The organism is Ottowia caeni (assembly GCF_050821495.1).
GTDB classification, from domain to species: Bacteria; Pseudomonadota; Gammaproteobacteria; order Burkholderiales; family Burkholderiaceae_C; genus Ottowia; species Ottowia caeni.
Window position 1 is genome coordinate 1,027,299 of record NZ_CP151080.1, and the last position, 23,883, is coordinate 1,051,181.

The following is a 23,883-nucleotide window of genomic DNA, read 5'->3' on the forward strand; positions in this document are numbered from 1 at the left end:
CTACGAGGCCGACAGGCCCCCGCAATTACTGCGGATTGAACCCGCTTTCCTTGATGATGCGCGACCATACTTGCGTGTAAGCGCGCTCGCGCGTGGCCAACTGGCGTGGTGACATATAGCCCACCGCCAGGCCCATATCGGTCAGCTGCTTGTTCACGTCGGGCATGGCCACCACTTTTTGGAGTGCGCGCGTGAAGGTGTCAATGAATGCCGCGGGTGTACCTTTAGGTGCCCAAATGCCATAGAAGGGCTCGTCTTCAAGGCCTTTGAAGCCCAGTTCGCTGAAGGTGGGAACGTCGGGCATGGCGGCCTGGCGTCGGCTGCCCAGCACTCCCACCATGCGCAGCTTGCCGGCGCGGTGGTATTCGATGAAGTCCTGCACGGAACCAATACCGGCCGGGATCTGGTTGCCCAGCATGTCCGCCATCATGGGGGCGCTGCCTTTGTAGGGGGCGGCCACCAGGTCGACTTCGTATTTTTTGGTCAGCAACTGCACCAGGAACTCTGGTGTAGAGGCGGGAGCGGGGATACCCACCGCGCTTTTGCCGCCTTGCTGGGTCTTTACCCAATCGATAAATTCAGGCACCGTCTTGGCGGGCGTGTTAGGAGACACTGCCAGGCCGTTGACGAACGTGGCAAAACCTCCTACGTTGGTGAAATCGGCCTTAGGGTCGAACCCGGGCTTTTTGACCACCTGCGGCAGGATCGAGATGGTGTGGTCATGCGAGAGAAACAGCGTGGTGCCGTCTGGCGTGGCGGCCTTCAGCTGCTGCGCCGCGACTTGGCCGCCAGCACCGGGCCGGTTGTCCACGACCACGTTCCGGCCGAGCAGGTCTTTCAGCTTCTCAGCCAGCAAGCGCGCAATGGCGTCAGAGCCGCCGCCGGCTGGAAAACCTACCAGGATGTGGATAGGACGCTGATCGTTCGCCGCCCAGGTGGGGCTGCTTGCAAACCCCAGTGCGGCAGTGGCCAGCAGGCTGGTAGAAAAAGTGCGGCGGTCGATCATGCGAGAACTCCGATGGAACGAATGATTGAATTTTAGGAGCCTGTCGAACTTGGAAATCGCCGGCTGCAAATGGGCCGCAGCGGTCCATTTTTCACAGTCTTCTTGACCCATAGTTGGGCTATGGGCCTGCGAATCCTGCAAAAACCGTCCTCGCTGGGTCCCATTTTCGCGTTCGGCGCTCCAAGTCCGGCAGGCTCCTGAATTGTGAACGTGCGAAAAAGTGCTAACAGTCAGACTATAAATGAGGCTATGACGCAGGCCATGGCAATCGATCGATCTCACCGATCAGCTGTGCCAGGGCACGGCCGGAGGCTTCCAGCAGCGCACGCCCATCTTCGGCCGTGGCGGCAGCTGCATTGCCCATCGCGCCCGCCGGGTTGTAATCCTGAGCGGCCCATGCGAGCTTGGCGCTCTTGCCGTTGCCCAGGATCGGGAAAACTTTCGCCCGGTCACGAGAGGTCGAATGGAAGTCTTGTGCGGCCTCCATGCGAACCCGCTCGGGCTTGAGGGCGCGCATCATCGCCGTTTCGATCTGTCCGGCATGCACACCAAAACGATGCTCGCCAGCAGAAAAGCGTGCACTCACATCTTCGCCATCAGGCCCGATCAGAGGCAGGTTGAACCAGCTGGCCGTGTAGGCCAGCAGCCCCAGCCTGGTCCGTAAATCTCGCGCCACGACATCCAGCAGCCCTACGTTGCCGCCGTGCGTGTTGAAGATCAGCAGCTTCCTGACGCCGCTCGCCGCCACGCTTTCGGCGATCTCGGCCCATAGGCGGATTACGGTTTCCGCTTTGAACGTCAAGGTGCCCGGGAAGGACGCATGCTCCGGGCTGTAGCCAATAGCTTGCACCGGTAGAAATAGGGCTGGCGAATCGGGGGGCAGGTGCGGTAGTGCAGCGTTGACGATGCCGTGCGCCAGATCAGCATCTACCGAAAGCGGCAAGTGTGGGCCGTGTTGTTCGGTGGCGGCAACGGGCAGTACGGCAATGGTGCGCGCCATGGTCAGCGCGGCGAAGTCGGTGGTGGCTAGGTCGTGCCAGAAACGAGAGGGCGTGGGCATTAGCGCATCTTTGAACAGGCTTTTATAGCACGTTCTCAAGCCCCCTTTAGCGAATTTTCGTACATCCACCTGCGCGACCATGGCAGGCTCTGCGCGTTCTTCCCCGCACGGCAGCACAGCACCTGGAAGAGTGAGACCTCGTCATGCTCGAACGCCCACTGGCTGCCCACCAGGTAAACGCGCCAGATGCGCCAGTGCTTGTCGTTCACGAGGGTTTTCAAGTGCTCTGCTTTGGCTTCGAACGAAGCGCTCCAGCAGTCCAGGGTGCGCGCGTAATGGCGGCGCAGGCTTTCGACATCCGTTGGCTCCAATCCCCCCTCCTGCATGGTGGTGAGCACGGTGCCGATGTGCGGCAACTCACCCTCCGGGAATACGTAGCGGTCTATGAAGCGGCCACCGCCATGGCTGGTTTCACCGTTTTGCGGGTCGGTGCTGGTAATGCCGTGGTTCAAGGCCCAGCCAGCGGGCGCCAGCAGATCGTGAATGATGCGGAAGTAGCCGGCCAGGTTTTTCAGGCCGACATGCTCGAACATGCCTACGCTCGTGATGCGGTCGAACGGGCCCCGTACGTCGCGGTAATCTTGCAGGCGGATCTCGATTTGGTCTTGCAGTCCGGCAGCGCGCACTCGTTCGGTAGCCAGGTCGTGTTGGTTCTGCGACAGCGTAATGCCAACGCAGCGCGCGCCAAATTTCTCGGCTGCGCGCAGCACCAGCGCTCCCCAGCCACAGCCGATATCCAGAAGGGTCTGACCAGGTTCGACCTTCAGCTTGGTCAGAATGTGATCGATCTTTTTCTCTTGTGCCTGTGCCAGCGTTTCAGTGCCGGTCTCGAAGTACGCGCAAGAATAGACCATGGCCGGATCCAGCCACGCGGCGTAGAACTCGTTTGAGACGTCGTAGTGGTACTGAATGGCCTTGCGGTCTTGCTCCCGCGTGTGGCTGGTGGCGTCTGCAATGCGGTGGATCAGCCGGCGCATCATGCCTTCGCCCTGCTCCTTGGCGCCGTGGTCTGACAATCGATGCGCCATGTCGATAATGTCCTGAACCGAGCCGGTAACATCAATATGGCCTTCGACATAAGCACGGCCGAGACTGTCGAGTGAGGGCGCCAGGAGGGCTGCGGCACCGGTCATGTCGCGCACATCAAGAACTACGCGTGGGGTATCGAACTCGCCCAGCCGAAAACCCTGGCAGCCTTGCCACTGCACCATCAAGGGCAGGTTCAGGTGGCGACGCAAGCGTTCAGCCCAGGGTGACAGTACGGAGTTGACGTTGGTGGGATCAAGAGTCAATCTCATCGGTCTCGCGGCTCCTATACATCGGGAAGGAGAAGAAAGACGCTACCTCGACGGGCAGCTACTTAAGAGACTATCGGCATAGTAAGCTTCATTGCCCCTTTTTACAGCTTTGAGTCAAATTACCACGTTTGCGCGACTTTTGCACGATATGTCATGATTCGCTGTCCCACGTGTGCAACGCAATGCTCCCAAACTTGCCCCCTAAGTAGCGTGTTTGCGATCTCCTTGCGCCGAGACTTTGAGCGCGTTCCCAGGGAACCTTAGGCCCGCGGTGTCTGTCACATCAGACAGGTTCCTTACCAATGTCATGAGAAGAACGATTTCCATTCCTGTCCGTACTTTGGCCGCTGCTTTCGCAATTGCTGGCACCTTGTTCTTTCAGCCGGCCAGCGCTCAGGAGCCTGCTGTCAAATCAAGTGTGGTCACTGAACAGGTGCGCGCCGAGTTGCTGGCTCATGCGCCGCAGGGCGTGCCTGCCGGGCCAGGGTCTGTCACTGCCAGTGATCAGGTTTGGGTTGGCCTCCAGCTGACGCACGCCCCAGATTGGCACACTTACTGGAAGAACTCCGGCGACTCCGGCCTGCCGACTGAGTTGCAATGGACCTTGCCCCCAGGCGTAATGACCGGGGACATCGCTTGGCCGCTGCCGAAGAAAATTCCCATCGGCCATCTGGCCAACTATGGTTATGAAGGTACCGTTCTGCTGCCGGTGCCGCTTGTCATCACACCCGAGTACAAGCCGCAGGTGCTGGCCAGCACACTAGACGTGAAGCTCAAGGCCACTTGGCTGGTTTGCCGGCAGGAATGCATTCCGCAGGAGGGTGAGTTTGAGTTGAAGATCCCGCTGCGAAGCTCCACAGCCCTGAATGGAAAGCTGTTTGAAGCGGCCCTCAAGAGCCAGCCTCAGCCAGCGCAGGGCGCTCATCGCATTGAGCTGACTGATGACGGCAAGCGACTGGCGGTGCGCGTGGCGGGCTTGCCGCCCGCTGTGCAAGGGCAGGCGCTGGAGCTTTTTCCCGAAACACCGCACGTTCTCCTGACGGCCGCCCAGCCCGCCCCCGCGGGAGAGCCCGCGACCCCGACCACCTGGACCCAGCGCTGGGACGGTGACATCTGGACCGCCAATCTGCCCGTATCTCCCGGTCGAGCCGAAAGCCCCGCCATGATGCCCTTGGTGCTGGTGGCCGGCGATCAGGGCTGGCGAGCCGAGGCGCCTGTACATGGCGAGTGGCCGCCACTTGCGCAAGCCGCAGTTGTGTCGCCTGCGCTGGAGGAGGCGCTCAGAGCCAATGCGGCGGCCCAAGCGGCACCTCTCCTATCAAGTCCAACTGATGTGCCCATAGGTACTTTTCTGCTCGCGTTGCTGGGTGCGCTGGTGGGCGGCATGGTGCTGAACTTGATGCCTTGTGTCTTTCCTGTGCTTGCCATCAAGGTGCTGGGCTTTGCACAGCACGCCCAGGAAAAGCGCGCGCACCGCGTCAGCGGCCTGGCCTACACCTCTGGCGTGGTGCTGTCTTTCCTGGCGCTCGGGGGGCTGATGCTTGCCCTGAGGGCGGCCGGGCAGCAACTGGGCTGGGGTTTTCAGTTGCAGTCGCCGGCGGTGGTGGCTGCGCTGGCTGTGCTGTTCACCGTGATCGGTCTGAATCTGGCGGGTCTTTTCGAGTTCGGCAGCTTCTTGCCCAGCCGTGTGGCTTCGCTTGAAGCCAAGCATCCTGCGACCAATTCTTTTCTCACCGGCATGCTCGCCGTAGCGGTGGCATCGCCCTGCACGGCACCTTTCATGGGGGCGTCGCTGGGTTTGGCCTTGGGTTTGCCAGTGGCTCAGGCGTTGCTGGTGTTTGGGGCTATCGGCCTGGGCATGGCGCTGCCTTATCTGGCGGCGAGCTGGTGGCCTGCGGTAGCCCGTTGGTTGCCCAAGCCCGGCGCATGGATGGTGCTGTTCAAGCAGTTCCTGGCGTTCCCCATGTTTGGCACCGTCGCCTGGTTGCTGTGGGTGCTGGGCCAGCAAAGCGGAATTGATGGTGCGGGTGCGCTCCTGGCCATGCTGGTGCTGCTGGCATTGCTGCTGTGGGCACTAGGTCTGGCCGGGCGGGCACGCGTGGCCATGGCGGCTCTATCCCTGGTTGCGCTGGTGTTCCTGGGCAAGTCCGTCGGTCCGGCCGTGATCAGTACCCCGGAGTTGGCGAAATCTTCAGTTGCTGCACAGACCGACTTGCGCTGGCAGCCTTGGTCACCTGAGCAGGTGACTCAATCGTTGCAGAACGGCAAGCCCGTGTTCGTGGATTTCACCGCAGCCTGGTGCATTACTTGCCAATACAACAAGAATACGACCTTATCCAACGCTGAAGTGCTTGCGGCCCTTGATGCTGCCAATGTGCAAACCTTACGTGCCGACTGGACGCGCCGCGACGCTACGATTACCGCTGAATTGCAACGCCTGGGGCGCAGCGGGGTGCCGGTTTATGTGCTTCAGGCGCCGGGCAAGGCGCCCATTGTGCTGAGCGAGGTGTTAAGTGTCGGCGACGTGAAGGCCGCTCTAGCGCAGTTATAAAGCTGTCGGCGCATCCTGGGAGACTGGGCGTTTGCGGTTCGTCAGCCAGGCTGCCCCCAGAACGCCTGCGACGCAGAGGGCTATTACGGGCCACCGTAGCCACTGCACCGGAGCCTCGCGCGTGCCGAACCAATGGGAGAGCAGCGACTCGCCCACGATCATGGAACCGGCGGTATACGCCAGGACACCGGCTCCCAGGTAGATGATGATGGGAAAGCGGTCGACCAGTTTTAGCACCATGGTCGAGCCGAATACCATGATTGGCACGCTGATCAGCAGGCCGATCACCACCAGATCCATGGCACCGTGCGCCGCGCCGGCCACGCCCAGAACGTTGTCTATGCCCATGAGTGCATCGGCGATGACGATGGTTTTTATGGCGGCCCAGAAGGTGTTGGCGGAGGTGCCGCCCTCACCATCGTCTCCGTGCTGGTCGGCGACGAGCTTGTAGGCAATCCATAGCAGGCCCATTCCGCCCACCAGCATGAGCCCCGGGATCCGGAGAAGCCATACCACGACGAGCGTCATTGTCGTGCGCAACAAGATCGCACCTACGGTTCCCCAGACGATGGCCTTTCGCTGCAGGTGCTTGGGTACGCCGCGCGCTGCAAGCGCGATGACAATGGCGTTGTCGCCCGCCAGAACCAGGTCGATCAAGATGATGGCCAGCAACGCGGACCACCAGGGGGCAGAAAGAAACTCCATGTCAGCAAAACCTCAGCACTGCAAAACTGCGATACGGAAACGTCCGGATCGGCTGAAGGGGCTGCTGAATCTGTGGAAAACAGCCTTGCGCGGAAAAAACGCAAAAAAATGGCCTGAAAACCAGTCCAACTTCGATCAGTCGCCCGGAGCGGGCGGAATCGAAGGTCTTGCTAGGCAGGCGCGTTGCATGCTGCAAGCACCTGTCAGACAGGCCGGAAGTGCCAAGCACTTCGTGTTTGTCGACCTGAGAACCTCACGCACGATACACACCGGCGTGTGGGAAGCTACTCCCCTTCGGTCGCTGTTATTTTAAGACACAGCCGACACCTGGGTGCACCCAGGTGTCGATGGATCGCTGGGCGCCAGGATGGTGCCACGGCTTTTGCCGGTGCACTTTTCACTTTTCACTCTTACTTGGCGTAGTTGTAAACGCCTTCACCTGTCTTGCGGCCCAGGCGGCCGGCTGCGACATATTCGCGCAGCAGAGGGCACGGGCGATACTTGCTGTCGCCAAACTGCTCCAGGTAGACTTCCATCACGGCCAGGCAAACATCCAGACCCACCATATCGGCAAGGGCGAGCGGGCCGATGGGGTGGTTGCAGCCCAGGCGCATGCCTGCGTCGATGTCTTCGGGCGTGGCCAGCCCCTCGGCCAGCACGAAGAAGGCTTCGTTGATCATAGGCACCAAGATGCGGTTCACCACGAAGCCGGGCGCATTTTTCACGGTGATGGGCGTCTTGCCCAGTCGCACGGCCAGTTCTTTGACCGTATCGTGCGTGGCATCCGATGTCTGCAGGCCGCGGATGATTTCCACCAGTGCCATCATGGGCACGGGGTTGAAGAAATGCATGCCCACGAATCTGTCTGCGCGGCTGGTGGCGCCTGCCAGTTGTGTGATGGAAATCGAGGAGGTGTTGGTCGCGATGATGACTTCGGGCGCCAGCAACTGGTCCAGTTGCTTCAGGATTTTGTTCTTCAGCTCGTGGTTTTCCGTGGCGGCTTCGATGACCAACTCGGCACCTTTCAGGTCGTCGTAGCTGGTGCTGCCCTTGATGCGCGATAGCGCTGCATCTTTGTCGGCCTCGGAAATCTTTTCCTTTTGCAGGAGGCGGTCCAGGCTTTTGCTGATGGTGGCGATGCCCTTGTCGACTGCTGCCTGGGCGACGTCAACCATGACGACATTGACGCCTGAAACGGCACATGCCTGGGCTATGCCGTTGCCCATGGTGCCGGCTCCGATGATGCCAACGGTGGTAATGCTCATGAGTGTGTTCTCCTTTGGAAGATGAAAAGCCGGCGCTTTACCGGCATAACCTAGCATCTTATTAGGTATCTGTTGCTTGGGGCGTCTCGGGTGGAACACGTGGGCTTTGCTGGTGGAGAAGGGCATCTCCTCCGCCAGCCTTGTACTGTCACGTCACCACCGTCATTCCCGTCATCCACGGTTCGCCGGCCGCCGCGAAGGCGGGGAACCAGTGGGCGCTGGCAAGGTTGCACTGGATTCTCGCTTGCACGTGAGCTCTGATTGGCTTCTGTTCTTTTAGTTAGGCTGTATGCCGGGATGTGCGCCCGGCAGCGCAGTTACTTTTTTTGCTCCGCCAAAGAAAGTAACCAAAAAAGGCGGACCCCACTGGACGTGTCCCTGCGCTTCGCTTCGGGCAACCTGCGGTACTCACGCGAGGGGAGGCACTGATAGGGGTAGGGAAGGCTTTCGGCCTCCCCTCCCTCCGAACCGTGCGTGCGGTTCTCCCGCACACGGCTCTCCAGTTGGTAGTTTCCTCATCGGGATTGGCTTGCCGCAACGCGGGCCGCATGCATGGCGAACAACCCCTGTTGAGCAAAGTAGGCAGGAGGCCAACGCCAACCATCCTCCCAGCACTGACCAGCACCATGGCCTTTCGTGCGTCTGCGCAGCACCGCCCGCAGGCGTCGCCGCACAAATGCATCGAGACGGCCAAACGTCTCCTTGCTCGCGTGCTGGAAGTAGTTGAACCAGCCTCGCAAGACTCGGTTGAGTGACTCGATAATCATCGCCAGCGTTCCACTTCGCGTGCGCATGGTGCGCGCGCGAATCGCGTCTTTGAGCTTTTCCAGGCTTTTGGGCCGGACCTCCCGACGTCGTTGTGTCAGCCGGTAACCAAGGAACTCGAAAGCCCCTCGGCGCGTTCGACAGTTGCCGATCGTCGTCTTGTCCATGTTCAGCTCCAACCCGTGGTCGTGGACCCACTGCTCGATTGCCGCCAGTGCCTTCTGCGCTTCAGACGCACTCGGACACAGAACCACAAAGTCATCTGCGTAACGGACCATCGACCACCCCTTTTCGCGCAATAGCGCGTCCAACGGGTTCAGGTAGATATTGGCCAACAGCGGACTGATGACTGCTCCCTGAGGGGTTCCCCCTGTGGGAGTCCATCGTTGCAGCTCCTTCACGATGTCCTGATGCAACCAGCCGTCGATCAGTGCCAACACCTTGGTGTCGCTGATGTGTTCGGCCACTCGCGCCAGAAGCTTGTCAGGGGGAATGGTGTCAAAGAAGCTTTTAAAGTCAACATCCACCACGTGGGTGTTTCCCTGCCTGAGCAGGGCGCTGACTTCACGCAGCGCGTCCTTGCATCCTCGCCCCGGACGGAACCCGTAGCTGCTGACATCGAAACCGCTCTCGAAGATAGGTTCAATGACGCTCTTGAGCGCCGTCTGCACCACCCGATCCTTCACCGCAGGAATTCCCAGCGGACGGCGTGAGCCATCAGCTTTCGGAATCTCCACACGGCGTACCGGCTCGGGAAGGTAGCTACCCGTCTTAAGCTGCTCGGCCAGCTCGCTCAGATACCGCTCGGCCTGGGCTTCAAATCGCGCAATGCTGACTCCGTCGATACCAGCTGCACCACCACGCCTTCGAACCTGCTTCCAGGCCTTGTGCAGCGTGCGCTCCCGCCATACCTTATCGATCAGGCTATGCCACCTGAGTCTCTTGCCTTCTCTTGACGCCGTTACCAGCGCCGCCAACATGCGATCCGTCCAGATCTCGCGGTCTACCCATTTCCCCATTGGGCTCTCCCCCACAGGCGCGCAGCCTGCAGTGGCGGGGTTCGACGAAGCCGGTCTAGCCGTTTCCGGCACTATGGCTTCTGTTTGTGTTTCACTCAATCTGTCTTTCACACATTCACCTTCCTGCCTCCCGTCCCTGCTCCCGGTTTGTGTTGCCCGGGTTTGTGGCGTTTGCACGCCTCGGTACCATGAAGGCTCTGACTCCTGCGCTCCGTCGCCACGGCGCGCAGGTCTCCCCGCTTCCTGCGCTCTTCCTTCCTGACGTTCCGCCCCCAACCACAGGGATGGTCTACAAGTCGCTTTAGCCACCAGCACAGCGCTTGCAGTGAGTTTCAGGCTTCGCCACGTTCAGGCAGGCTCGCCACCATTACCCCGCCGAAACGGGTTCGTCATCCTGCGGACCGCCAGTTCGCTTCCGGCTGCTCTCCACCCCACCTCGCGGTGACGCAGTTGCCTTCGGCTACGGGGAACTGGTTTACCCCGGTACGGACTTCCACCGTACTGAATGAGCGCCACCACGGGCGCACCGGAACTCACTTCGTTCACTGCGTTCTCTACGTTCAAACAACCGCAGTGAGTCAGTTCACGAAGCAAGGGCATCTTGCAGTGCCCTTTCCCTCCCCTCGCGCTCCGTTCCTCGGCACGTCCAGAGGGGCGGGGGACCTGACTCGGGCCATTGCTTCGCTCGGCCTTGGGCCTCGGCCTCAGCCTCTGAACCGCCGTCTTGTTAATGCCAGCGCGATCCAGAAGGCTGCTACTGTGTAGACGGTCAATACGGCTGCATTGCGCCAACCGTGTTCGGGCCATTGATCCATGAAGAGTGGGCGGACGAGGTCGATGGCGGCGGCAAGGGGGAGCCAGTCGGCAATGGCGCGGACGAACCAGGGCAGCTGCTCGCGCGGGAAGAATACGCCAGAGAGGAACATCATTGGCGAGAGGCCGAGCGTGAAGTAGTAGGTGAAAAAATCGTAGCCCTTGGCCAGGGCATTGAAAATCAGTGCTATGCAGCTGAAGGTGATGCCCACTCCCAGCAGCACGGGCCAGGCGATGAGGAGCTTGGGGCTGTGACTGATGGAGAGCGCCAGCATCACGCACAGGATCGCAGTCACGGAAAAAAGCGCTTTGAAAGCCGCCCACAGCATTTCAGCCAGCACAATATCGTCAAGTCGCACTGGCGCATTCAAGATGCCGTCCCAGGTTTTTTGCACGTGCATGCGAGAGAACGCTGAATACAGCGCTTCAAAACTCGCCGCGTTCATGGCGCTCATGCAAATTGAACCGCTGGCCAGGAACAGGATGTAGGGCACCTCCTGACCATTGACTTCCAGTTTTCCGACCAAGGCGCCCAGCCCATAGCCGAAGGCCACGAGCCATATCAATGGTTCAGCAATATTCGCCAGCAGGCTAGGCACCGCCAGCTTGCGCCACACCAGCAGGTTACGTAAAAAAATCGGCCACCAACGCATAGATAGCTGCGGCGGGGCCCATGCAGAAACGGGTGTCATGTCAACTCCTTAACCTACATTTTCAATCATCAAGCCCAGTCCGTGTAGCGGGAAGTGCAACGGCGTCAGAGAAGGCTGTGAACGACCTCGCGTCCGACATCCCCCTTTCCTTGTTAGCACATGCCCCCCAAGAGCACGAGGATGATGTGCCCCCATGAAAAGGCCAAGGCCGAGCGAAGCAAAGGCCCGGGTGTGTCCCCCTGCCCCTCTGGACGTGCCGAGGAACGGAGCGCGAGGGGAGGGCAAGGGCACTGCAAGATGCCCTTGCTTCGTGAACTGACTCACTGTGGTTGTTTGAACGTAGAGAACGCAGTGAACGAAGAGAGTTCCACAGTGCATCCCCTCGTGCGAGTACCGCAGGTTGCCCGAAGCGAAGCGCAGGGACACGACCAGTGGGGCCGCCTTTCTTTTGCCTACGTTTCTTTGGCGGAGCAAAGAAAAGTAGGTGCGCTGCCGGGCGCACATCCCGGCAAACAGCCTCAATTAAAAAGCAGGCGCCCCAATTCGCGCACAACCTCAAACTAGTGGAGAGCCGGGCAAGGAGCAGGGGAGCAGGGGAGCAGTGGGGCAGGGGGCAATGGGGGACAGTCCGTCACTCCCGAATCTGCCGCCCCGTCAACTTAAGAAACAAATCCTCCAAATTCGCAGGTCGGTGCAGCGTCCGCAACTGAGGAAACGCCTCCAGCCCCTCCATCAATGGCCGCGCATGATGGGTATAAAAGAAAATCGTCTCCCCGCTGCGCTCCACCCGTGCAGCATGCTGCGCCAGTGGCGATTCCGCCAGCGCCAGTGCACCATTGCCAAACACCTCCACCACCTCGGGTTCCAGGTGCTGTGCAATCAACTCGCGGGGCCTCCCCTCGGCAATCTTGCGCCCATGGTCAAGCACCAGTAGCCGATGGCAAAGGCGCTCAGCCTCGTCCATGAAGTGAGTGGTGAGCAGTATCGACTTGCCGCTTTGCAGCAGCATTTGCAAACGCTCCCACATCAGGTGGCGGGCCTGAGGGTCAAGTCCGGTGGTGGGTTCGTCGAGCAGGAGGAGGTCCGGGTTGTTGATGAGCGCTCGGGCCAGGGAGAGGCGCCGCTTCATGCCGCCCGAAAGCTCGCCCGGCTTGGCCGTGGCTTTGTGGCCGAGGGCGGCAAAATCCAGCAACTGCGGCACGCGCTCCGCCAAGGCGGCGCGCCCAATGCGGAAATAGCGCCCGAAGACCTGCAGGTTTTCCGCGCATGTGAAATCAGGGTCCAGCGAGTCAAACTGGCTGACCACTCCCAGGCGCGCCTTGATCTCCAGCGCATCACGCGGCATGAGCAAAGCGCTACCACCCGGCTGCGAAAAGTAGCGAATCTCGCCCTCATCTGGTGCTGTAAGCCCCAGGCACATCCGGATCGTCGTCGTCTTGCCCGCGCCATTGGGGCCGATCACCCCCAGGCACTCGCCCGGCGCAATGGAAAAATCCACGCCGTCGACCACACGAGTCTGGCCATAGTGCTTGACCAAACCTTCCACATCCAGAAGCAGAGGAGAATCCATCCGCTCATTTTGCCCGCATTCTGCAGTCGGGAGTGTCAAATCCAGTTGAGCAAGACAGAATCCGGTTGCATGCAAAATGGAGGCTCCGCCATAGCGAGTCGGGTGCGTGTACCCCGCAGCGCTATCCAGTTGATTTCATCCAGACTGGCGTATTCTTTCATTCGCACCCACGCAAGCAAAATGAGTAACTACGTTTTTACCCCGGCACCCCAAGCCGCCGTGCCCGTCCGTGGCGGAAACCAGCAGTACGCGGTCACCCGCATTTTCTGCGTGGGCCGCAACTACGCCGCGCACGCCCGAGAAATGGGCTTCGACCCTGACCGCGAACCGCCGTTTTACTTCAATAAAACGCCGGCAGACTTGGTGATCAGCGGTAGCACCATTCCATACCCACTGGGAACGCAGAACTTCCACTACGAGATGGAGCTGGTGATCGCCATCGGCAAGCCGGCCTTCCGGGTGGCTCCTGAGCAAGCGCAAGAATGCGTGTGGGGTTACGCCTGCGGGCTCGACATGACCCGGCGCGACCTACAGATCAAGTCGCGTGAAATGGGGCGCCCGTGGGACTTCGGCAAGGATTTTGAGAACGCCGCCGTCATGAGTCCGCTCGTGCCCGCCAGCGAGATCGGCCACCTTTCAAGCGGCAACATTCAGCTGTTGGTGAACGGTCAGATCAAGCAGAACGCGGACCTGAAGGATCTCATCTGGAGCGTGCCTGAGATCGTGGCCAACCTTTCAGAGTACTACCACCTGCAGCCAGGCGATCTGATCTACACCGGCACCCCTGAGGGTGTGGGCGCGGTAAAGCCAGGTGATCGGATCACCGGCAAGATTGATGGCGTGGGCGAGATCGAACTGACCATTGGCCAGCCGGAGTAGTCGGGCCAGTTGCTAGCGCGGTCGCCTATGAAGAAAGCGACCGCGAGGGGCGCATCACCGACCTTGAAAATTCGGTTTGCGCTTTTCTGCGAAAGCGCGGCGGCCCTCGATCCGGTCTTCCGAGTTGCGCAGGTTACCGAAGCTCTGCTGCTCCAGTTCCAGCCCGGCGGCGAGCGAAAGTTCTCCGCCAATCTGGGCAAGTTTCTTCGCAGCGACGACTGCCAGGGGCGCATTGGCCGCAATGCGGCTGGCAATAGAGCTAGCGGCCGCCGCCAGATCCTCAGGGGCGACCACCCGACTCACCAGCCCAATGCGCAAGGCTTCCTGCGCGTCGATCCGATCGCCAGTCAGGAGCATGAGCATGGCGTCCGATTGCCCAATAGCACGCACGATTCGCTGGGTGCCTCCGCCCGCCGGAATACTCCCAAGGCCTACCTCGGGAAAAGCAAACATTGCGGTGCTGGCAGCCACCCGAATGTCGCAAAGCATGGCCAACTCCAGGCCGCCGCCGAACGCGAGCCCGTTGATGGCTGCGATCATGGGTTTGTGTGTCTGCAGCGTTGAAATGGGCGGTGCGTCAATCCGAGAGCCGAAGTGAAGTTCGGCGAAGCTTTCAGCCGGTGGCATGGTTTTCTTCAAGTCAGCGCCGGCGCAGAAGGCACGCTCACCTGCACCGGTGATGATTCCTACGCGCACATCGCTTCGGACGGATATATCGCGCCAGGCTTGGTGCAACTGAGTCGCAGTCTCGGGGTCTATGGCGTTCATGGCCTCGGGACGGTTCAGGGTGACAGTAGCGACGAAGTCGCGGATTTCGAAGGTGAGGGGCATGGGGGTAGTTTCTACCAATGTGGCGTGCAAATGGCTTGTGGGCATCCGTGAGGACACTCCGGTCACTAAAATAGCGCGCCACCTCAGTCCTTTCGCCGCACGCGGCATTTTTCGTGTTCACTGACTTGTCCAACCGCCTTTCTGTCCTCCCACAATATTTTCTGCCCAAGCGGGTATTGACGCAGATGGCGGGAGCGTTCGCGCGTGCGCAACTGGGTCAGGTCAGCCATGCGGCGATTCGGCACTTCATCAGGCGCTATGGCGTGGACATGAAGGAAGCACTCGATCCACGTGTCGAAAGCTACGCCAGCTTCAACGATTTTTTCACGCGCGAGTTGCGTCCGGGGGCCAGGCCTTTGGCGGTGGCCGATTATGTCTGCCCTGTAGATGGCGCCATCAGCCAATTTGGTCCGATCGATAAGGGTCAGATTTTTCAGGCCAAAGGACACCACTACAGTGCCACGGCATTGCTGGCAGGCAACGCGGCGTTGGCCGCCGAGTTTGAACATGGCCAGTTTGCCACTCTGTACCTCAGCCCGCGTGACTACCACCGAATCCATATGCCGTGCGCCGGGCAACTGCGTTCCATGGTTTATGTGCCTGGGGACCTGTTCTCCGTGAATCCCACCACGGCCCAAGGTGTTCCGGGGCTGTTTGCGCGCAACGAACGGGTGTTGTGCCTGTTCGAGACGGCTCGCGGGCCTTTCATACTCGTGCTGGTAGGGGCCACAATTGTCGGAAGCATGGCCACGGTTTGGCACGGCGTGGTCAATCCGCCAAGATTGGGCGAGGTGCGCCGCTGGGACTACTCGGGGCAGGAGGTGTTGCTCAAGCAGGGTGAAGAAATGGGCCGCTTCCTGTTGGGCTCCACGGTGGTCATGCTGTGGCCGCAAGGAACAATCAAATTCAATCCTGATTGGTCGGCAGGAGGTGCGGTTCGAATGGGCGAGCCCATGGGTAAGGCATTGGGTTAGCCTTTTCCTAAGTGTGAGTTGGCCTTTCGAGGGCATGCCCTAGTGCACGACGAGACCGCGTCAGGCGATAAACGCCTTTTCAGGAGAAGGCGCATGCAGTTGACCCACGAGCACGAAGAAATCCGCAAGACGCTCAAACGGTACATAGACGAGCACATCAACCCACACGTGGAGAAATGGGAAGAGGCTGAGATTTTTCCTGCCCACCAGGTGTTCAAGGGGCTGGGTGAGTTGGGCCTGCTGGGGCTGACCAAACCGCCGGAATATGGTGGTTCTGGTCTGGATTACTCCTACAGCATGGTCATGGCTGAAACCTTGGGGCATATTCGTTGCGGTGGCGTGCCTATGGCCATTGGCGTGCAGACCGATATGTGCACGCCAGCGCTGGCACGGTTTGGAAGCGATGAACTGAAGCGTGAGTTTCTGGCACCCGCCATCGCCGGCGATACGGTGGGCTGCATTGGTGTGAGCGAGCCCACGGCCGGCAGCGACGTGGCCGGCATTCGCAGCGTTGCGCACAAGGACGGCGGCGACTACGTCATCAGTGGCCAGAAAATGTGGATCACCAATAGCCTGCAAGCCGACTGGATGTGCATGCTGGTGAACACCGGAGACGGCCCGGTACACAAGAATAAGTCCCTCATCATGGTGCCCATGCGAGAAGGCCGTGGCGGGCAGTTGACCAAAGGCATCGAGGTGGCGCAGAAGATCCGCAAGATCGGCATGAACTCGTCAGACACGGGCCTGATCTATTTTGATGAGGTTCGCGTGCCGCAGCGTTACCTGATCGGTCAGGAGGGTCAGGGATTCATCTACCAGATGCAGCAATTCCAGGAAGAGCGCCTTTGGGCAGCTGCCAACAGTCTGGTCGCATTAGATGAATGCATTCGGGAAACGATCGAATGGGCGCAACAGAGGCGTCTTTTCGGCGGCACGCTGATTGATCAGCAGTGGGTGCAGTTCAAGTTGGTCGAATTGCAGACTGAGGTCGAGGCTTTGCGTGCTCTGACCTGGCGCGCGGGGGCCTTCTACGTGGCAGGGCAGGATGTGCTGCAACTGGCCAGTATGGCCAAACTCAAGGCTGGGCGGCTCATGCGCGAAGTGGCCGACACTTGCCTTCAATTTTGGGGCGGTATGGGCTTCACCTGGGAGAACCGAGTTTCCCGCCTTTATCGCGATGGGCGCCTGGCTTCGATTGGCGGTGGCGCTGACGAAGTCATGATGGGCATCATCGCCAAGACCATGGGTATGGCAAAACGCGCTGGCGTTTAACCCAGGTTTTCCATTAGGCGCACCTTCGGTGCTGCTTGGGCGTCAGCGGTGCATTTGCGGTCATTTCGGCCCCTCTTCGTCGCCCATAGCTACGGCTATGGGCTCCTCAGTCGGGACCAAACTGCCTCGCAACTGCCCTCGCTGCCATCCCAGGCCCTAATGGGAAATCTGGGTTTAAGGATGTTTTTCCTTTGAGCAGGCTCTCCGATGGCTGGCGGAGAGTTGAGGGATTTTTGTAGGTTGGCGCTGAGCGCAGCGAAGCCCAACAAGCAGCGTCACCTAGGTAGCGCCGTCCGTTGGGCTTCGCTGCGCTCAGCGCCAACCTACGAAGAAATTACTTCATGTAGTCAGACACCACTTTCCACTTGCCGTCCTGAATCTGGGAGATTCTGGAAGAATCGTTGCCCAGGCGCTTGGTGGCGCTGAAAGTCATTTCGGGTGCGCCGAAAATGTCGGGAGGGATCGTCATGCTGTCCATGGCCTTGATGAAGCTGTCGGTGGTGAGGTTCGGCCCTGCTTTCTGGGCGCCTCGAATGAACGCGTCGATCACGCTGTAGCCATAGATGCTGAACACAGCCGGGTCTTCGTTGTACTTGGTCTTGTATTTGTTGGCCCAGAAGCGGATCGGTTGCGAGGTTTCGTCCAGATAGGGATTCTGAACGGTCATGGCCGCATAGATACCATTCATGGCTGGGCCGCCCAGTTTGTGAATCAGATCGGTGTAGGCCCCGGCAGAACCCAGGAAAGTCGGGTTGAAGCCCGTCTTGCGCGCTGTACCGACTGTGCCGATGGTTTCGCGGATGAGCGTTCCCAGAACCACAAAATCACAATTGGCCGCCTTCATGCGCGCTACTTGCGATGAGAAGTCTGTGGCTGCGCGCTTGAAACTGGTTTTTTCCGCAAGTTCCACGCCGATGGTCTTCAGACCTGCCTCGGCGCCGCGTAGCACTTCCAGGCCGAACTCATCATCCTGGTAGATGATGCAGGCTTTCTGGGCGTTTTTTTCCTTGTACAGCTTGGGTGCGGCAAGGCGTGTCTGGTCATAATAAGTCGCAGCGAACGAGTACTTAAGCCTGTGCAACGGCTCGTACATTTCGCGCGCGGCTGTGATGGGGAAGAAGTTGACCACATTCTTCTCGAACAACACCGGAAAGGTCGCCACGTTCTGTGCCGTGCCAATATGGCCGACGATGGCAAACACTTTGTCCTGGTTCACAAGCTTCTGGGCGGCCAGCACAGCGCGTTTGGGGTCGTAGCCGGAGTCTTCGATCTTCAGACTGAGCTTGCGTCCGTTGATGCCGCCTTGTTCGTTGATCTCGTCCACGCGGAGCATCATGCCCATGCGAATCTGCTTGCCGAAGCCGGCCAATGGGCCCGAAAGATCCTGGATGGAGCCAAGAGTGATCTCACTCTTGGTGACACCCTGCTGTGCCAATGCAGGCCCCGCAGCGATCAGTGTGGCGGTCAAGACCGTTAAAGCGTGCTTCAGTGCCATGGATGTCTCCTTTTTCCAGCGATGTTGAACTCGGGGCAAGAATGAACAGCTAATTGAACCTGGAAATGTATTTCTGGTTTGAACCCAATTGTGTGCACAGGGTTCGCTGAGCGGGCGCAGTGATTACCCTGAGATCGTGAACATGTTCGATGCTCTCAGCTTCGGCTTGCAGGCTCGGGCGCATACATAGCCTCAATCTGCGCGGCATACTTGGTTTGCACCAGCTTGCGCTTGAGCTTCATCGTGGGCGTGAGCTCTTCGTCTTCGGCCGTCAGCTGGGTGTCGAGCAGGAAAAATTTCTTGATCTGCTCAACACGTGCAAACTTTTTGTTGACGTCGTCAATCACGCCCTGAATCAAGGCTTGCACCTCGGGGGTGCGCGTAAGACTGGCATAGTTGGAGAATGGCACGTCATTGTCCTGTGCGTATTTCTCCACGTTCTCCTGGTCGATCATGATGATCACCGTGAGATAGGGAAGCTTGTCGCCAATGACCACGGCGTCGGTCACGTAGGGGCTGAACTTGAGCTCGTTCTCCAGTTCGCTCGGCGTCACGTTCTTGCCGCCGGCTGTGATGATGATGTCCTTCATGCGGTCGGTGATCCGGAAGAAACCCTCATCGTCCACCGTACCGACATCGCCAGTGTGCAGCCAGCCATCGGCGTCAAGAACCTCGGCGGTCTTTTCGGGCTGGTTCAGGTAGCCGGCGAACAAATTGGGCCCGCGCACCAGGATCTCGTTGGTCTGCGGGTCCAGCCGAACCTCGTTGAACTGAGCAGCGGGGCCTATGGAGCCGGGCTTGATCCGGTCAATGGGCATGCCCGTGGAAGCGCCGCAGGTCTCAGTCATGCCCCACACTTCCAGCATGGGCAGGCCCAGAGCCAAATACCATTTCACCAGCTCGGGCGAAATGGGCGCCGCGCCAGTCACGAGAAACCGCGCGCGGTGAATGCCAATCAATTTACGCACATTGTCGAGCGCGAGCCAGCGGGCCAGGGTGAACTGCGCTCTCAGACCAGCTGAAACGGGCTGGTCCGCCATGACCCGCTCAGCGATGCGCTGGCCCACTCCAATGCCCCAGCCGTAGACCAGCCGCTGCAGCCGGGTGCCCTCCTTGAGGCTGATCATGACGCCGGAGTAAAACTTCTCCCACACCCGGGGCACGGCCGTAAACACCGTCGGGGCGATCTCTCGCACGTTCTCAGGAACCGTATCCGGGTTTTCGACGAAGTTGAGTTTGGCACCGGTGTAGAGTGAAAAATATTCGCCGCCCATGCGCTCGGCAATATGGCAAAGCGGCAGAAAACACATGCATTCGTCGGCAGCTTCTCGTGTGAGCAGAGTGTTGTAGCCGCGCACTGTGTAGACTAGGCCGGCGTGCGTGTGCATGGCCCCCTTGGGCTTGCCGGTGGTGCCGGAGGTGTAAACCAGAATGGCCAGATCTTCCGGTCGGCAGGCGGCCACGCGCTGGCGCAGCTCTTCCGGATGCTGCGCGTTGTACGCCCGGCCTGCTTCCCGCAGGGCGTCCAGGCTCATGACGCCGGGGTCATCCAGCTCCCGCAGGCCCTTCATGTCGAAGACGATGATCTTGGTCAGCAGCGGCAAGTGATCGCGCACTTCGAGCGCCTTGTCCAGCTGCTCATCGTCTTCGACGAACAGCACCTTGGTACTTGAATCTTCACACAGGTACTGAACCTGAGAGGATGCATCAGTCGGGTAGATGCCATTGGAGACGCCACCGCAGCTGAGCACGGCCAGATCGGCCAGGACCCATTCGAGGACGGTGTTGGAGAGGATGGAGGAGGTGTCGCCCGGCGCGAACCCCAAACTCATCAGCCCGCCAGCGATTTCGCGGACCGCTTCTCCCGTTTTCGTCCAGCTCCAGCTGTGCCATATGCCCAGAACTTTTTCGCGCAACCACGTATCGGGGCCGCGCTGTTCGACGGCATTCCAGAACATGGCTGAAAGCGTGTCACCGGCGAGCACGCTTTCGGCGTTGGGTTGGAAGCGGTCAAGATCCCAGAGGTTGGACATCTTCTTATCTCCAGGTTTTCTTTTTTCCAACGCCGTTCGCCCCGCACGCCGGCATCCTTCATGCCCAGGTAGAACTCCTTGATGTCCTCCTTTTCGCGCAAGCGGGCGCAAGTGTCTTCCATGACGATACGGCCGTTTTCCAGTACGTAGCCGTAGTCTGCAGCGTTCAGGGCCATGTTGGCGTTCTGCTCGACCAGCAAAATCGTGGTGCCGCGCTCACGGTTGATACGCACCACAATCTCGAAGATCTCCTTGGTGAGTCGGGGTGAAAGACCCAGGCTGGGCTCATCGAGCAGGATCAGGTCGGGCGCGGCCATGAGCGCGCGGCTGATAGCCAGCATCTGCTGCTGTCCGCCGGAGAGCAGGCCGGCATCTTGCGCAGACCGTTCCTTCAAAATCGGAAAATAGGTGTAGACCTGCGCCATGTCGCGGGCCACGCCGTCGCGGTCCTTGCGGGTGTAGGCGCCCATCAGCAGGTTGTCGTTCACTGAAAGCAGCGGAAACACCTCGCGCCCCTCCGGCACATGGGAAAGGCCTTGCTGCACCACGAAGGCGGGGTCCTTCGCCGTGATGTTCTGGCCCTTGAACTCGATCGACCCTTTGCGCGGGTCCAGAATGCCAGAGATGGTTTTCAAGATGGTGCTCTTGCCCGCGCCATTGCTGCCGAGCACAGCTGCAATTTCTCCCTTTCGTACCTGCAGGCTGACCCCGCGAATGGCCTTGATCGGACCATAGGCGCTCTCGACGTTGAGCAACCGGAGCATCGTTTCTGGCGCCGCTGCTTCGCTCATGCCACCCTCCGCAGTGAAGAAACGTCGTCGATGGAACCGAGGTAGGCTTCGATGACTGCAGGGTCGGCCTGCACCTCGCGCGGCGTGCCCATGGCAAGGACCTGCCCCTGGTTCATGGCCACGACCCGGTCAGACACTCTGGAGACCAGACTCATGTCGTGCTCCACCATCAGCACCGTGATACCCAGTTCATTCACGATGTCCTGGATCCAGAAAGCCATGTCTTCGGTTTCCTCCACGTTCAGACCGGAGGAAGGCTCATCAAGCAGCAACAGGCGGGGCTCAGCGCAGAGCGCCCGCGCCAATTCCACCACCTTGCGCACCCCATACGGCAGGCCCGCCACCATGGAGTCGCGGTGGTGCTGCAGATCCAGCAGGTCTATCACCCGTTCGACATGCTCGCGCGCTTCGATTTCCGCCGCGCGGGTGGCTGGCGTAAAAAACACTTCGCTCCAGAAACCGGTGCGCCGGTGCGTGTGGCGGCCGATCAGCAGGTTGTGCAGGACCGTGGCGTGCTCGAACAGTTCGATATTCTGAAAAGTGCGTGCAATGCCGAGCGACGCCACCTGATGCGGCGGCCGCGCGGTGAGATCGAGCATGCCATTCGGGCCGGCGAATTCGATCTTTCCGCTGGTGGGGGTATAGATACGGCTGATCAGGTTGAACACGGTGGTCTTTCCGGCACCATTGGGACCGATCAGCGTGAACACCTCGCCGCGCCGCACGTCAAAGCTGACGTCGTTCACCGCCAGCACACCGCCAAAGCGCACGCTCAGATTCTTAGCCGACAGAAGAATGTCTTGGGTCATTTCAACCTATCGGATTTCTGGAAGGATTTTTGCCGCCTGAACATCCCTTGGCGATAGAACGGGAACATCTGGAACCAGGCCCGAATCTTCAACCAGCGGCCGTACAAGCCTAGTGGCTCAAACAGGACGAACGCAATCAGCACCGAGCCGTAAACGACCGACTGCAGGCCCGGCGCCTGGCCAATGGCATCGGGCAGGTAATCTTTGATCATGGAGATGATCTGCGGCATGGCGATCAGGAAAATCGCGCCCAGGAAGGCACCGTGCACAGAGCCCAGGCCGCCGATCACCACCATCAGCAGCAAGTCGATCGATTGCAGAATGCTGAATTGGTCTGGAGAGAGAAAGCGCATTTTGTGCGCATATAGCGCACCGCCTATACCAGCGAGTGCAGCCGAAAGAGCGAATGAGAGGGTTTTGTACCGGGCGAGATGAATGCCCATGCTCTGCGCCGATATTTCAGAGTCGCGAATGGCCACGAAGGCGCGTCCGGTAGCGGTACGCAGCAGGTTCAAAATAGCCAGCGTGGCCAACACCGCCGTGACCAGACAGATGAAGTAAAAACCGTTGCCTGACTCGATGTGCCAGCCGAACAAGCCGGGCGCCTTCACGTGCAGCCCGGCGTTGCCCCCCGTCACTGATTCCCAGCGAGCAAAGCCTTCTTCGACGATAAAGCCGAACGCCAGGGTGGCAATGCCCAGGTAGATGCCTTTGAGCCGCAGGGCCGGTAGCCCCACCACGACGCCCACCACCGCCGCCAGCAATGCCGAGCCGACCATGGCCAGAGGAAACGGCACGCCGGCGTTGGTCAGAATGCCTTGCGCGTAGGCCCCCACCCCCACGAACGCCGCGTGCCCGAGCGAGAACTGGCCTGTGAAGCCTGCCAGCAGCATCAACCCCAGGCCCACAATGCCGTAGATCAGCACAAAGGTCAGTTGGGCCAGCCAGTACTCCGGCAGCAGCCATGGTGCGGCCATCATGAAGAGCACGAGCGCCGAATACCAGAACACGTGCCCGCCATGCTTGGCCAGGCGAATGTCTTGCTCGTAGCTGGTTTTGAAGATGAAGCGCATTTCAGGCCATTGCTATGACTTTTTTCCCCAGTGGGAGGGAGATGGAGAGGACACGACAAAACGTGTGCGGATAACTTGAGTCCGGATCAATAGCGGCGTCATACTTTCTTCCGGAGCTTCTCGCCAAACAACCCGTTGGGCTTGACCATCAGCATGATCAACACCACGATGTAGGGTGCGATGTCCTTGAAGCCCTCGGGCAGGTAAAACCCCGCGAGCGACTCCACAATGCCGATGACCAGGCCCCCGACAATGGCGCCCGGCAGGCTGCCAAAGCCGCCCACCACCGCAGCCGGAAACGCCTTCAGGCCAATGAAGCCCATGTTGGCGTGCACGAAGGTGATGGGCGCCAGCAGCAGGCCGGCCACTGCGGCAACTGCCGCCGCCAGACCCCACACGAGACCATTGAGGCGCTTGACTGGTATGCCCATGTAATAGGCGGCGAGCTGGTTTTGCGAAGCTGCCTGCATGGCGATGCCGAGCTTGCTGTACCTGAACATGGCATACAACCCGGCGCAGAGCAGCGCGGTGACACCGATCACCACCACTTGTACCGCGTTGATCACCAGTGAGCCCACGCTCCACATTTCGTCCTGATACGGCACGGGCAGCGTGTGCGTCTCCGTGCCAATGCCGGGCAGCATGGTGATCAGGCCGCGCGCCACATAGCCGATGCCGATGGTGAGCATCACGATCGAGAACGCGGGCTGACCGAGGATCGGGCGGATCACGATCCTTTCCAGCAACATGCCAAAGAGGGCCATGGCCGCGATGGCCGACAGCACTGCCAGCCAAAACGGAAACCCCAGGAAGGTCATGCAGGCCAGGCCGCAGAAGGCGCCGAGCATCATCAGATCGCCCTGGGCGAAGCTGACGGTTTCGGTAGCTTTGTAGATCAACACGAATCCGAGTGCGATCAAGCCATAGATGCAGCCTTGCGCTATACCGCTGATCACCAGTTGCATGAACTGCAAGTTTTCTCCCAGAATGGTTGGGTTTTGTCGATGTTCAGACTCTAGCG

General features: G+C 59.9%; 18 protein-coding genes and 1 pseudogene. 4 read left to right on the plus strand and 15 right to left on the minus strand.

Annotated features, from left to right (window positions below; genetic code table 11):
* Positions 1-25: 25 nt before the first annotated feature.
* The 3 genes from AAAK34_RS04925 to AAAK34_RS04935 form a co-directional block, all read right to left on the minus strand.
* On the minus strand, positions 26-1,006 hold the full coding sequence (locus AAAK34_RS04925; RefSeq protein WP_231698796.1) for a Bug family tripartite tricarboxylate transporter substrate binding protein: 981 nt from the start codon (positions 1,004-1,006) through the stop codon (positions 26-28).
* 247 nt (positions 1,007-1,253) lie between these two features.
* A complete protein-coding gene (locus tag AAAK34_RS04930) occupies positions 1,254-2,066 on the minus strand; it encodes a creatininase family protein (RefSeq protein WP_231698795.1) in 813 nt (270 codons plus the stop codon).
* Between the two features lie 35 nt (positions 2,067-2,101).
* Positions 2,102-3,364 (minus strand): SAM-dependent methyltransferase, encoded by a 1,263-nt coding sequence (locus AAAK34_RS04935; RefSeq protein ID WP_231698794.1) that lies wholly within the window; start codon positions 3,362-3,364, stop codon positions 2,102-2,104.
* Positions 3,365-3,671: 307 nt separating this feature from the next.
* Between AAAK34_RS04935 and AAAK34_RS04940 the strand changes: the two genes are divergently transcribed.
* The gene (locus AAAK34_RS04940; RefSeq protein ID WP_231698793.1) at positions 3,672-5,915 is read left to right on the plus strand and encodes a protein-disulfide reductase DsbD domain-containing protein; all 2,244 of its coding nucleotides are present in this window, start codon (positions 3,672-3,674) and stop codon (positions 5,913-5,915) included.
* Here AAAK34_RS04940 and AAAK34_RS04945 read toward each other — a convergent pair.
* The 5 genes from AAAK34_RS04945 to AAAK34_RS04965 form a co-directional block, all read right to left on the minus strand.
* Positions 5,910-6,620, minus strand: a complete 711-nt coding sequence (locus AAAK34_RS04945) for a TerC family protein (RefSeq protein WP_231698792.1) — start codon at positions 6,618-6,620, stop codon at positions 5,910-5,912. The genes AAAK34_RS04940 and AAAK34_RS04945 overlap by 6 nt on opposite strands.
* Positions 6,621-7,030: 410 nt before the next feature.
* Positions 7,031-7,885, minus strand: coding sequence for a 3-hydroxybutyryl-CoA dehydrogenase (locus AAAK34_RS04950; RefSeq protein WP_231698790.1), 855 nt, complete (start codon positions 7,883-7,885; stop codon positions 7,031-7,033).
* A 515-nt stretch (positions 7,886-8,400) separates the two neighbouring features.
* Positions 8,401-9,669, minus strand: a complete 1,269-nt coding sequence (ltrA, locus tag AAAK34_RS04955) for a group II intron reverse transcriptase/maturase (protein WP_431777805.1) — start codon at positions 9,667-9,669, stop codon at positions 8,401-8,403.
* A gap of 704 nt (positions 9,670-10,373) precedes the next feature.
* Positions 10,374-11,174, minus strand: a complete 801-nt coding sequence (locus AAAK34_RS04960) for an ABC transporter permease (protein WP_231693787.1) — start codon at positions 11,172-11,174, stop codon at positions 10,374-10,376.
* Positions 11,175-11,766: 592 nt separating this feature from the next.
* Positions 11,767-12,705 carry an ATP-binding cassette domain-containing protein gene (locus AAAK34_RS04965; RefSeq protein WP_231693786.1) on the minus strand — a complete coding sequence of 313 codons (939 nt, stop codon included), beginning with the start codon at positions 12,703-12,705 and terminating at the stop codon, positions 11,767-11,769.
* A gap of 180 nt (positions 12,706-12,885) precedes the next feature.
* On the opposite strand from AAAK34_RS04965, the gene AAAK34_RS04970 reads away from it, so the two are divergent.
* Positions 12,886-13,584 (plus strand): fumarylacetoacetate hydrolase family protein, encoded by a 699-nt coding sequence (locus AAAK34_RS04970; protein WP_231693785.1) that lies wholly within the window; start codon positions 12,886-12,888, stop codon positions 13,582-13,584.
* Between the two features lie 54 nt (positions 13,585-13,638).
* Here the strand turns inward: AAAK34_RS04970 and AAAK34_RS04975 are convergent, their stop codons facing one another.
* Positions 13,639-14,415, minus strand: a complete 777-nt coding sequence (locus AAAK34_RS04975) for an enoyl-CoA hydratase/isomerase family protein (RefSeq protein WP_431777806.1) — start codon at positions 14,413-14,415, stop codon at positions 13,639-13,641.
* A gap of 125 nt (positions 14,416-14,540) precedes the next feature.
* Here AAAK34_RS04975 and asd point away from each other — a divergent pair, with 125 nt between their 5' ends.
* The gene (gene asd, locus AAAK34_RS04980; RefSeq protein WP_231693822.1) at positions 14,541-15,389 is read left to right on the plus strand and encodes an archaetidylserine decarboxylase; all 849 of its coding nucleotides are present in this window, start codon (positions 14,541-14,543) and stop codon (positions 15,387-15,389) included.
* A gap of 93 nt (positions 15,390-15,482) precedes the next feature.
* The gene (locus AAAK34_RS04985) at positions 15,483-16,661 is read left to right on the plus strand and encodes an acyl-CoA dehydrogenase family protein (protein WP_231693783.1); all 1,179 of its coding nucleotides are present in this window, start codon (positions 15,483-15,485) and stop codon (positions 16,659-16,661) included.
* A gap of 334 nt (positions 16,662-16,995) precedes the next feature.
* Here the strand turns inward: AAAK34_RS04985 and AAAK34_RS04990 are convergent, their stop codons facing one another.
* The 6 genes and pseudogenes from AAAK34_RS04990 to AAAK34_RS05015 all read right to left on the minus strand — a co-directional run bounded on the left by AAAK34_RS04990 (position 16,996) and on the right by AAAK34_RS05015 (position 23,836).
* On the minus strand, positions 16,996-18,156 hold the full coding sequence (locus AAAK34_RS04990) for an ABC transporter substrate-binding protein (RefSeq protein ID WP_231693782.1): 1,161 nt from the start codon (positions 18,154-18,156) through the stop codon (positions 16,996-16,998).
* Between the two features lie 155 nt (positions 18,157-18,311).
* Positions 18,312-20,189, minus strand: coding sequence for an AMP-dependent synthetase/ligase (locus tag AAAK34_RS04995; protein ID WP_231693781.1), 1,878 nt, complete (start codon positions 20,187-20,189; stop codon positions 18,312-18,314).
* A 4-nt stretch (positions 20,190-20,193) separates the two neighbouring features.
* Positions 20,194-20,980: pseudogene (locus AAAK34_RS05000) on the minus strand (ABC transporter ATP-binding protein).
* Positions 20,977-21,789 carry an ABC transporter ATP-binding protein gene (locus AAAK34_RS05005; protein WP_231693779.1) on the minus strand — a complete coding sequence of 271 codons (813 nt, stop codon included), beginning with the start codon at positions 21,787-21,789 and terminating at the stop codon, positions 20,977-20,979. The pseudogene AAAK34_RS05000 and the gene AAAK34_RS05005 overlap by 4 nt, the downstream one beginning before the upstream one ends.
* Positions 21,786-22,862: a branched-chain amino acid ABC transporter permease gene (locus tag AAAK34_RS05010; protein ID WP_231693778.1), complete on the minus strand. Its 1,077-nt coding sequence runs from the start codon at positions 22,860-22,862 to the stop codon at positions 21,786-21,788. The genes AAAK34_RS05005 and AAAK34_RS05010 overlap by 4 nt, the downstream gene beginning before the upstream one ends.
* A gap of 98 nt (positions 22,863-22,960) precedes the next feature.
* Positions 22,961-23,836: a branched-chain amino acid ABC transporter permease gene (locus AAAK34_RS05015; protein WP_231693777.1), complete on the minus strand. Its 876-nt coding sequence runs from the start codon at positions 23,834-23,836 to the stop codon at positions 22,961-22,963.
* Between the last annotated feature and the right edge of the window lie 47 nt (positions 23,837-23,883).

What these genes read in the sequence shown, in the direction of transcription:
- AAAK34_RS04965 (WP_231693786.1), bottom strand. Translation starts at nt 12,705, where the DNA reads ATGGATTCTCCTCTGCTTCTGGATGTGGAAGGTTTGGTCAAGCACTAT.
- AAAK34_RS04935 (WP_231698794.1), bottom strand. Translation starts at nt 3,364, where the DNA reads ATGAGATTGACTCTTGATCCCACCAACGTCAACTCCGTACTGTCACCC.
- ltrA (WP_431777805.1), bottom strand. Translation starts at nt 9,669, where the DNA reads ATGGGGAAATGGGTAGACCGCGAGATCTGGACGGATCGCATGTTGGCG.
- AAAK34_RS04970 (WP_231693785.1), top strand. Translation starts at nt 12,886, where the DNA reads ATGAGTAACTACGTTTTTACCCCGGCACCCCAAGCCGCCGTGCCCGTC.
- AAAK34_RS04950 (WP_231698790.1), bottom strand. Translation starts at nt 7,885, where the DNA reads ATGAGCATTACCACCGTTGGCATCATCGGAGCCGGCACCATGGGCAAC.
- AAAK34_RS05010 (WP_231693778.1), bottom strand. Translation starts at nt 22,862, where the DNA reads ATGCGCTTCATCTTCAAAACCAGCTACGAGCAAGACATTCGCCTGGCC.
- AAAK34_RS04975 (WP_431777806.1), bottom strand. Translation starts at nt 14,415, where the DNA reads ATGCCCCTCACCTTCGAAATCCGCGACTTCGTCGCTACTGTCACCCTG.
- AAAK34_RS04940 (WP_231698793.1), top strand. Translation starts at nt 3,672, where the DNA reads ATGAGAAGAACGATTTCCATTCCTGTCCGTACTTTGGCCGCTGCTTTC.
- AAAK34_RS04930 (WP_231698795.1), bottom strand. Translation starts at nt 2,066, where the DNA reads ATGCCCACGCCCTCTCGTTTCTGGCACGACCTAGCCACCACCGACTTC.
- AAAK34_RS04985 (WP_231693783.1), top strand. Translation starts at nt 15,483, where the DNA reads ATGCAGTTGACCCACGAGCACGAAGAAATCCGCAAGACGCTCAAACGG.
- AAAK34_RS04960 (WP_231693787.1), bottom strand. Translation starts at nt 11,174, where the DNA reads ATGACACCCGTTTCTGCATGGGCCCCGCCGCAGCTATCTATGCGTTGG.
- AAAK34_RS04990 (WP_231693782.1), bottom strand. Translation starts at nt 18,156, where the DNA reads ATGGCACTGAAGCACGCTTTAACGGTCTTGACCGCCACACTGATCGCT.
- AAAK34_RS04945 (WP_231698792.1), bottom strand. Translation starts at nt 6,620, where the DNA reads ATGGAGTTTCTTTCTGCCCCCTGGTGGTCCGCGTTGCTGGCCATCATC.
- AAAK34_RS04925 (WP_231698796.1), bottom strand. Translation starts at nt 1,006, where the DNA reads ATGATCGACCGCCGCACTTTTTCTACCAGCCTGCTGGCCACTGCCGCA.
- AAAK34_RS04995 (WP_231693781.1), bottom strand. Translation starts at nt 20,189, where the DNA reads ATGTCCAACCTCTGGGATCTTGACCGCTTCCAACCCAACGCCGAAAGC.
- AAAK34_RS05005 (WP_231693779.1), bottom strand. Translation starts at nt 21,789, where the DNA reads ATGACCCAAGACATTCTTCTGTCGGCTAAGAATCTGAGCGTGCGCTTT.